We start from the raw sequence: 9,851 nt of genomic DNA, 5'->3' as shown, positions 1-9,851 counted from the left end.
TATGGTTCAAGGGTGACCACATCAGACCGTTTCACCACCTACTCCGTGGGAGCCAGCATTTTTGAACTGCAGACTTCCGGAACAGGCATTGCCAGCAACGGGACGGATGACTGGAACGACGATACCGTGGTAAGCTTGACGGGCCTAACTCCGACATCGGGACAACTGGTCATCAATCTGACCGCCACCTCTGCAACGGGAGGATCGGGCAGCAACACCTTTGGCTACATTAACGCGATGAGCATTGCGGCGGTGCCCGAACCTTCAAACTGCCTTATCGGTGGCATCTGCATTCTCTCGCTACTCTTCCGGCGTCGGTCCTGAACCAAAGGCACTTGCTTGTATGCGCAGAATCGGGCCGGCTGCCACGGAAGGGGCGGCGGCATGATTCGAAGTTTTCTGACGGGTTGAGAAGGTTCGAGGGAACCCCACCTTATCCGGGAAGTCCGGACGGTCTAGCTTCACGGAGCCTCCACGCGGAAGCAGAAGTTCTCCGTGGCGGCCGAGCCCTTGCCATCGAGGAGGGTGATGAAGATCCGGTAGTTCCCCGGTTCGCCCGGGGTGCGGATGACGGCTTGTCCGGGCTCCGAAATGACGACCAACTCGGGAAACGAGGGTGGCTCAGTTTCCTTGTCTCCGCCATGGCGGATGTCGGTGCTCTCCGCGGTGACCGTCCACCGGAATTCGATTGGATCGCCTTCAGGATCGTCGGCGGTCACGCGCACCGCGTGAAGGCGGCCAGGGGCGGCCACGCTTTCCAGCAGGTCGGATTCCACGCTGCGAATTCGCGGGCAACGGTTAGTTGGCCACTGGTCCGTCCAAGCGCGGCACATGGCGTCTACTTGAGGGAGTTTTTCTCCGCTTTTGAGGAACATGCCATACCAGGTGGAGGTGGTTTCTTGTTTCTGGCCCCAGAGGAAGGCATAGCTGCCCAGCGTGATTGTGGGTGCTTCTTCGAGAAGTAGGCGGTGAGTCGCAAAATAGGAGCTGGCCTTGTCTCTCCCGCTGGGTTCGATCGAGGCGTCCCACTCGGTCTTCGGCACTTCCCAATGGCCTGGTGCACCGAATTCGGTAAGGGCGAAAGGTTTGTTCCAACCGGCGGATCGGACCGCTGCTCCTGCACCGCTGGCTCCTGCATAGGCATTTACACCAAGGATATCGAGATTTGGGTAGTGCTCTAGGATGGCCTTTACTTTGGCCGGAGCACTGCTGGCGATCACTGTCATTACTGGGTGATCCGGGTCTTCCTCCTTAACGATCGCAGCAAGGTGGTTGAGCTCTTTCCAGATGAGCGGTGCTCGCGGGTTGTCGGAGTCACCTTCCATTTCGTTGCCGAGGGACCACATCAGCAAAGCTGGGTGATGGCGGTGCTTTTTTACAGCAGCTCGCACCTTTTCGCGCTGAGTCCGAAGGCGGGCTTCATCGGTGTAGTCGAAGTCGTGGCGTTCGTGTTCGATCCAGATGCCGGCAGCGACGGTGAGACCCAGTTCCTGGCAGCGATCGAGTAGCGATTTGCCATCCACCTCTTGGTCGAGTTGCTCCACTCCGTAGGTTCGGATGGAATTGCCTCCGAGTTCCTTTAGGAGTGCGAGTTGCTCCACTCCACAGGCTCCGCGGATCTGAAACGGCTTGCCATCGCGAAGCAGGGTGAAGCGTCCTTCTCCTAAACGCTCAATTCGGACTTCTCCGGCGAGGCCAGTGCCAAGCAGCGCCGAAAGCGACATGGCGGACATCCACAGGTATTTGGGAGGCATCTTAATCGAGGGCTTCGAATTCCAGTGCCTTGATGCGGGTTTTTGCGGCGTCGGCGGGCTTCCAGAACCAGCCGTTGGTGTCCCAAGTCTGAGCAAATGAAACGGTGTCCACCATTTTTAAATAAGCGGCGAGCGCCTCTTTGTTCTTGTCCTGTTTTTCTAGGGCCTGGCCGAGGATGAACAGGCAGGTGCCGACGTCGTTGAGCGCCCACTTCTTGGACACCTCTTCTTGTTTGTCCGAGGGAATCGCGGCCTTGAGTTCCTGCTGCATCTTGATCGCTTCGGCATGATAGAGTTCCACGCACTTATTGGCGTAGCCGATCGCATCACCGTGTCTTTCTGCATTGAATGCGTCCCAGGCCTTGGTGGTGAGAGTTGCCGAAGAATGATCGCCGAAATCGAGTGGGTTGCCTCGAACGGGGGAGAACGCGGCGATCGTGATGAGAAGATGGATGAGAAATCTCATGGAACAGTTGGAGAAGAATTGGCGTTTGCGTTTCATTCGTGGGGCGAAGATCAACGAGTCTCCAACCCGGCTCGACCGCTTCCCAAATTTACGTAAACCCCGAGGAGGGTCCCGGACCCGGTGGCCCGGTGCTTCATTCATACATGGATATGCCGAGGATGATCCCGCCCGCGATGCGTTGCATCCTTGTCTCCGCCCTCTTGGTGCTGGCGGCGGCGCGGCTCGCTGGAGCCGTGGTGGAAACCCCGGACCGCTTCATCTTCGACAGTGGGGATCACGAGGTTCAGCTCAGCAAGGCCGATGGGTCGTTGCTGTCGATCGCCGGGGCAACGGGGGAGATCTCGGAGGGTGGAGCCGACGGGCTATGGCGAATTTCCTTCGCCGATGACACGACCCTTAGTGCCTCGGAGGCGCTGGCGGATCCGGCGGCTGTCTTTTCAGCGACCCTGGTGGCGCCGGACCAGGTTGATCTGAACTTCACGCACCCCGGGGTCACGGTGACGGTGAGCGTGACGGACAGACCGGACGGGGTGGATTTTTCGGCCGAAGTGATTCCGGCGGCGGGAGGCAAGACGGTGCTCGAACTCGAACTTCCTGCGGACCTACGATTTGATCCGGCGGATCTCGGACGCTTCATCGCGCCGAATCACTCGAGCGATGGTGTGGGGATGGCATTCAACACCACCTTCTTCGAGGAGCAGACCGAGGACAACGCGGCGACGTGGAAGGAAGTCCCGCAGGCGGACGGCGGACTCGGCTACCGGACGCTGTTTGGCTCGGGGCTCAGCTTTGAAACGAGCGATCCGGTGCCGCTGGCCTTCACGACCGAGGGGACGGCGTGGCTGGGAGCTGCAGTCGAGACGGCGTGGGATGGCAGCAATGCGGTGGTCAACCGCCCGCCGGCGGCGGGGCAGTGGGACCTGTTGCTGATCGATTCAACCAAGGGTCCGTATTTTTCCGGAAGCCATCTCGGCGGCGGGGCGGGGGCCGGCTATCTGCTGCGCGTCGGCGGCAACGTCAACGGCGCGGCCGCGGTTGCCCGCTCGCGGGAGCTTGTCACGGCAGCGGTCGGGCATCTGGCACAGGCTCCGGGTGGACGCACGAAAGTGGGCGTCCTACGGATGGAACGCGGACCGGTGATCGGCGAGTCGTGGCCGTCGGAGGTCCACATCGATCAGTGGATCGAGAGCCTTTCGGATGGCCTGTTAGGGACAGGCATCGAGGTGGTCGAGATTAGGGATTACAGCGAGATGTCCGCGGCTTTGGTGGCCGGGGACCATCTCGCGATCCTGAATCCGTATGGCGAGAATATCCCGGCATCGCTCGCGGGCGGGGTGCTCGCATCGGTGAATGCACTGCGCGACTACGTCCATGGCGGAGGCAACTGGTTCGAGGTCGGCGGGCACCCGTTCTTCTTCGCCTTGCAGCCGGAACTCTACTACTCGGTTGAGCTGCCGTATCCGCCGGCCTTCGCGGATTTCTTCCAACTCGAGACGGGCCACGGCAACGCGGCGTTGTTCGGGGTGCAGCCGGTGCTGACCGATCCGTCCACTCCTTGGACCACCTCGGAGCTGTTCGTGCCGGGCAACCTGTCATGGGGCGCGGATTCCGCGGGGGGGCGCTTTTCACGCAGCTTCGCGACGCATGTCGTCCCGGGGCAATCATGGACCTCGCCTGTGGTGCGGCTGGCCTTTGGTCACGACGCGCCAACCGCGCTCGGCGAGTATGCGGCGGCCAACGGCATCACGCGCGGGCTCGACGACAAGATCACCTCGGCGGATATCCGCGACCGCTTCAAGCAGTCGCTGCTGCTGCGGGTGCTCGGCACAGCGAACGAACTGACGAGCCGCATTCCCGAGATTCCATCGCCGGCCATCCTCCATTTCACCCAGTATCTGAAGGGCGGTTTCGACAAGGAGTATCCCGACCACCTGCCGGTCGCCTCGAGCTTCGGCACCGAGGCCGAGTTCGAGACCTTTCTCTCCGGTGCGAGATCGGCGGGATTCCTGACCATGCCCTACACCAACCCGACTTTCTGGGGGATCGATCCGAAGGGGCCGACGTGGACGGCCATTGGGAATGATGATCCGCTGCTGCGCACACTCGATGGCTCGCTGCAACTGGAAGAGTATTTCGGCGAAGCCGGCTTCGCCGCCTCGCCCTGGCATCCGGCGGTGCGTGCGGCGAACGAGAAGACGGTCGACCTCTTCCACGGCGATCCGGAAGGGAATCATCCGACCGAGACGAACTACGAGGTGGACCTGTTCTTCCAGGATCAAGTCGGGGCGCGGACGTGGGCCTACGATCTGAATCCGGCATCGCCGGCGCCGCATGCCTACGTCCACGGCCTGATCGCGCTCAACGCCGAGGACAGCACCAAGCTGCCGGTTTCGACCGAGAATGGCTTCGACCGGATCATCAACTTCCAGTCGCAGTTCTGCGGACTGGCGTGGGGTCTCGCACCGACCCCCGGAGCGCCCTTCTGGCGGCGTTTCCTGAGTGACCGCTACGACCCGGCGACCTGGGAGATCTTCCCGCTCGCCCAGCACCTCGCGCACGACAAGCTCGCCTTCACCTTCAACAACCTCGGAGCCTCGACCGCCAACGACGAGACCGTCGCCTGGGCGCTCGGACTGGGTTACGGGATGACTTATTTCTTCGACGAGTCGAAGCTCGATGAACACGAGTTCAAGCAATGGCTCGGCTGGATCGACCGCGTGCAGAAATCCGTCGCCGCCCGCTACATTGGCGAAGGGGTGCAGGGCTTCGATCATGAGTGGGGCGCGGGCGTATCAACACCGGATGCCGGTCGCATCGCGGCGACCTACGGGGAAGTTCAACTGGTGGCCAACCTCGGTCCGGAGAACCGGATGGTGGGTCTGCGGACACTCGCCCCGCACGGCTTCGTCGCCGAGGCCCCCGGCCTGGTCGCAGCCCGGATGATCGAGCCGGGGGGCACCGATCCCATTCGCTTCGTCGCTGAATCCGATGGCAACTGGTCCGGTGAGTTCTGGATCCATACCACGGGTGGGCAAACGGTGACGATCGAGCTTCCAGTAGACATCGACGGTAGCGTCCTCGTGCAGGTGGACGGCGCTGCTGGGGTTCCGACGGTGGTCGCGGGTCGCGTTGTTTCGATCGCGCTTCCGCCCGCGACGGTTCCGGGCGAGGAGGAGCTTTGGCATGGCATGATCGGCCCGCCCTTCGCCTACACGCTGAACCCGGGGAACACGGTCACCATCGACGACTACCTCGGTGCGGGCGGAACGGTGACCGTGCCCGCGACGATCGCCGGGTATCCGGTCGTAGCGATCGCGCCGAATGCCTTCAATGGTGACGCCGCCATCACCGAACTGACATTGCCCGACGGTCTGGAAACCATCGGCAACTTCGCTTTTGCCGGATGCACGGGGATCGCGGAAATCGTGATCCCTGACAGCGTGAGCCTGATCGGCGATCATGCGTTCCGGGACATGAGCGGACTTTCGACCCTCGACCTCGGAAATGGTGTGGAGACCATCGGCTTTGCGAGCTTCCAGGGATGCGTGGCCCTCGGGTCCGTTGTGATTCCCGATTCGGTCATGCAGCTCGGGGCGAATGCGTTCTGGGGTTGTACGAATCTCTCCACGCTCACGTTTGGTGGCGGTCTCGGAGCGATCGGAACCTCCGCTTTCCAAGGCTGCGTCGCGCTGCAGGAAGTCACGATCCCGGGAAACATTGCGAGCATTGGTGACTTCGCGTTCTACGGCTGCAGCTCGCTCGGCTCGCTGGTTCTTGAAGAGGGCATCGAGAGCATCGGGCAGGGGACCTTTCAGGCCTGCCCCGAGCTCGAACATGTGACCGTCCCCGCAAGCGTGGATTCGATCGGGTCCTTCGCCTTCGCGCTGGGAGGGGGCATGAAAGGGCTCTACTTCGGGGCTGCGCCGCCCACGGCGACCAGCTCGATCCTTCAGGGGAATCCGGATGCGGTGGTGTATTACGCTCCGGGAGTGAGCGGGTGGACCGATCCTTGGAACACGTGGCCGACGGCTCCGTGGGACCCGATCATCGGCCAGCCCGGTTTTGCGGGCGGTGAGTTCAGCTTCATCATCGCGGGCTCAAGCGACTTCGCAGTTCGGGTGGAATGGTCGGATAACCTCGGTGCCGACTCCTGGAGCAAGGGCGGAATCATTGTCCTAACAGGTGGCAACCTCGGCTTCACCGATGACACGTCAACAGGCCTCGCCCGCCGGTTCTATCGTCTTCGGATGCCCTAGATCCGGCATTCCGGACTGCAGCGAAAGCCGGGTAAAGTGTACGTAAACCCAACGCGGTGCTGTCGCCCGTCGTCCCCGGGCTCAAGCTGTTCCCACAAACCCATGAAATCCCGTGTCTTCCTGCCTTGTGCCCTTGGGGCGTTCGCCCTGTTTGCCGTTTCCGACTCGTTCGCCGCGCCGCTCCTGATCGATTTCGGCAAGGACGATGGCACCAATGGCAACTTGACGGCGAGTCCGGACGTCAACGGCCATCACTGGAACAACATGACGGGGCCGACGCTCGACGACCTGGTGGATACCGGTGGCGTGCCGACGCCGATCGACATCCAGTTCACCACCGGGTTTTCCTCCAACGGGATTCTCAATGGCGGCTTGCTTGCTCCATCGGCGGCGTTGCTGGGGGACTTCGCGATCCCGACCGCCACCGAGGACTACTATTTCACCACGACTACCTTGTCCTTCACGGTGAAGGGTCTGGATCCATCCAAGGTCTATCAGTTCCGGATGTTCGGAACACGTGAGACGACCGGTGCCCGCACCACGCGCTACACCGCGCGGGAGAAGAGCCGGTCACCCAAGGTCGACCTCGCGACCTCCGGGGCGGGGATCGGCGATGGTGGCTACGACGGGAACAACGACACGATCGTGACGCTGCAATGGCTGCTGCCGGATGCGGCGGGCGAGATCGAGGTGGACGCGACGGCGCAAGCGGGCGGCTTCGGCTATCTCGGTGCGATGGAGATCAGCGAGTTCGCGCAGCCCGGGGCGGTGACCCGCTGGGTGGCCCAGGACGCGCTCGATCCGGTGGCTCCGGGGTCGGTGCTGTTTGTCGGCAGCTCGAGCATCCGGCGGTGGGAGGATCTTTCCGAGGCCTTCGCCGACTACCGGATCCTCCAACGTGGTTTCGGCGGGTCGCAGTTCGAGGAGCTGATCTCGGTGACTGACCAAATTGTGATTCCTTATGCCCCCGCCGCGATCGTGCTTTGGGAAGGAACCAACGACCTCACCTCGGGCGAGAGCGCCAGCGAGATCGTCGAGGACTACCAGACCTTCGTGTCAATGGTTCAGGCGGCCCTGCCTACCGTGGAAATTCTTTACCTCGGCATTACGCCAACGCCGTCGAACGGTTATCTCGACGCCGAGCGCACTAGCGTGAACTCGCAGATTTCGGCAATCGCTGGCGGCGATTCGAAGCTCCACTACGTTGATCTCCCGGCCTTCTTCGAGGCGCTGACGCCGGCCGAACTCGATGCCTACTACGTCGACCCGGTGCACCTGAATCGCGCGGGCTACGAGGAATGGCGCAAGATCGTCCGTCCCGCGCTCGAGGCGGTGCTCGCGCCGAACAAGGTCTTCACCCCTAACCCCCAGACGCCCCAGGCCGGCGGGCGGATACTCTTTGACCTCGGACCCGACAATCCGATTGACGGTGACCAGACCGGCAGCCCCGACAGCCGCAGTCATCACTGGAACAACTGGCATTCGGCGGTGGGCGATGTGGCGGTCAATGCCGGCGAGCGGCTGGCGGGTGTCGTCGATGCCGATGGGAATGCCACCGGCGTGCGATTGATCGTTTCCGGAGGCTTCGTCAGCAACGGCAAGGTCAACGGTGGCTTGCAACAGCCGGATGGTCCGGACTTCGCGCTGCTCGGGGACCTCGCGGTCGAGACGGCGACGCAGGACTACTTCTTCTCGACCGCGGACGGTGTTCCCGGGGGCGGGAGCGACGACACGCCTGGGGGCTTGATGCTCGATGGCCTCGACCCGGCGCTGGAGTATGAGTTCCGTTTCTTCGGTTCGCGCGCACTGACTTCGTCCCGAGTTACCGAGTGGTCGGTATCGGGGGCGAATCAGGGGGTGACGACCCTCGAAACTTCGGGGACCGACATCGGCAACAACGGGAGTTATGACGGCAACGATGACGAGGTTGCGGTCGTTTCGGGGATCCGGCCGGATGCGTTCGGGCAGGTCTTCATCGACCAGACGGCGGTGAGCGGAGGCTTCGCCTATCTGAACGCGCTGGAAGTGCGGGTCAGCGAACCGCCGGCGGGAATCGCCCAGTGGAGAGCGGACCATTTCGACCCCACGGATCTGGCCGACCCGTCGAAGGAGGCGACGCTGTGGGGCGACGGTGCGGATCCTGATCACGACGGGTTGGCTAATCTCTGGGAATACTTCCATGGACTCGATCCGCTGGTGCCCGAGGCCGCTCGAACCGTGGCGGCGGGGCCGCTTCTGCCGGAGGTGATCGCCGCCGATCCGAAGTTGATCGTCCGCTACACCCGTCCGACGACGCCTCCCGCCGATGTGCTCATCGAGGTGCTGACTGGCGACCGGCCCGACAACCTGGCGCTCGTCTCCGAAGGAGTGGAATTCACCGAGTCAGCGGGAACGGAGGTCGAGGGCCGGGTGCCGGTCACGCTGGAATTCTCGGAAGGTGCGCCGGATGCGGCGCGACAGTTCATGGCGCTGCGTGCTACGATCCAGCCGTGAGAGTGATTCTGGTTTCGCTTTGCCTCGGAGTGGCCGCGCTGGCCGCGGATTCCGAGGTCTGGACCCGCGACGTGGCCTACCGTCAGGGCGCGGATCTCACCGGTTATGCCCGGGAACGCTGCAAGCTGGACATCTGCGCGCCGACGGACGCCCGCGAGGCTCCGGTGATCGTCTGGTTCCACGGGGGAGGACTCACTCAAGGGGAGAAAGAAGTGCCGGAGGCGCTGCGAGGGAAGGGGATGGTGGTCGTGGCACCGAACTACCGGCTGCATCCGAAAGTGAAGTCGCCGGTCTACATCGAGGACGCCGCGGCGGCGGTTGCCTGGGTCGTGAAGCATATCGCAGACTACGGCGGATCGCCGGACAAGGTGGTGGTCAGCGGTCACTCCGCCGGCGGCTACCTCGCGAGCATGGTCGGGCTCGACAAGCGCCTGCTGGCGAAGCACGGCGTTGGGGCGAATCGATTGGGGGGCACCGCCCCCTTCAGCGGTCACACGATCACCCACTTCACGATTCGAAAGGAGCGCGGGATGCCTGACGAGCAGGTGGTGGTCGATGAGTTCGCGCCGCTGTTCCACGTCCGCAAGGATGCTCCACCGATGCTGCTGATGACCGGTGACCGAGAGCTTGAGATGCTGGGACGCTACGAGGAGAACGCGTTTTTCTGGCGCATGATGAAGGTTGCGGGTCATGAGGACGTAACACTTCATGAGTTTGGGGGCTATGGTCATGAGATGACGGCACCCGGGTACGTTCTATTGGTTGGCTTTGTGAAGCGGGTGACTTCGCGATGAATCCAAGCGACTGAGATCCTGGAGCTGGAGATGGTTTTGGCAATCGAGCCGACCATGAGTCTTGGGGATTTGAGAGACGCGCCACTCC

6 protein-coding genes are annotated in these 9,851 nt (G+C 62.7%); 4 read left to right on the top strand and 2 right to left on the bottom strand.

The window, feature by feature from the left end; translation table 11 throughout:
• Window positions 1-324: hypothetical protein (locus WBG04_RS16150; RefSeq protein WP_424315540.1), on the top strand; the 324-nt coding region annotated here is incomplete at its 5' end.
• Window positions 325-461: 137 nt separating this feature from the next.
• On the opposite strand, the gene WBG04_RS16145 is transcribed toward WBG04_RS16150, so the two are convergent.
• Window positions 462-1,754, bottom strand: a complete 1,293-nt coding sequence (locus WBG04_RS16145) for a glycoside hydrolase family 2 TIM barrel-domain containing protein (RefSeq protein WP_424315538.1) — start codon at window positions 1,752-1,754, stop codon at window positions 462-464.
• 1 nt (window position 1,755) lies between these two features.
• Entirely contained in the window at window positions 1,756-2,220 is a 465-nt protein-coding gene (locus WBG04_RS16140; protein WP_424315536.1) for a beta-glucanase precursor, read from the bottom strand.
• A gap of 173 nt (window positions 2,221-2,393) precedes the next feature.
• Here WBG04_RS16140 and WBG04_RS16135 point away from each other — a divergent pair, with 173 nt between their 5' ends.
• The 3 genes from WBG04_RS16135 (at window position 2,394) to WBG04_RS16125 (ending at window position 9,763) form a co-directional block, all read left to right on the top strand.
• The gene (locus WBG04_RS16135) at window positions 2,394-6,476 is read left to right on the top strand and encodes a leucine-rich repeat protein (RefSeq protein WP_424315534.1); all 4,083 of its coding nucleotides are present in this window, start codon (window positions 2,394-2,396) and stop codon (window positions 6,474-6,476) included.
• Window positions 6,477-6,578: 102 nt separating this feature from the next.
• On the top strand, window positions 6,579-8,969 hold the full coding sequence (locus WBG04_RS16130) for a GDSL-type esterase/lipase family protein (protein ID WP_424315532.1): 2,391 nt from the start codon (window positions 6,579-6,581) through the stop codon (window positions 8,967-8,969).
• Window positions 8,970-8,974: 5 nt separating this feature from the next.
• Window positions 8,975-9,763: an alpha/beta hydrolase gene (locus WBG04_RS16125; RefSeq protein WP_424315544.1), complete on the top strand. Its 789-nt coding sequence runs from the start codon at window positions 8,975-8,977 to the stop codon at window positions 9,761-9,763.
• Window positions 9,764-9,851 lie beyond the last annotated feature (88 nt).

The organism is Haloferula sp. (genome assembly GCF_049672945.1).
In the GTDB taxonomy this organism is placed as follows: domain Bacteria; phylum Verrucomicrobiota; class Verrucomicrobiia; order Verrucomicrobiales; family Akkermansiaceae; genus Haloferula.
Note: the sequence above shows the minus strand (reverse complement) of the source record. Positions and strands in the feature narration are given on the sequence as shown.

Excerpts from the sequence above, each read along its gene's own strand:
- WBG04_RS16140 (WP_424315536.1), bottom strand. The coding sequence starts at position 2,220 with ATGAGATTTCTCATCCATCTTCTCATCACGATCGCCGCGTTCTCCCCC.
- WBG04_RS16130 (WP_424315532.1), top strand. The coding sequence starts at position 6,579 with ATGAAATCCCGTGTCTTCCTGCCTTGTGCCCTTGGGGCGTTCGCCCTG.
- WBG04_RS16135 (WP_424315534.1), top strand. The coding sequence starts at position 2,394 with ATGCGTTGCATCCTTGTCTCCGCCCTCTTGGTGCTGGCGGCGGCGCGG.
- WBG04_RS16145 (WP_424315538.1), bottom strand. The coding sequence starts at position 1,754 with ATGCCTCCCAAATACCTGTGGATGTCCGCCATGTCGCTTTCGGCGCTG.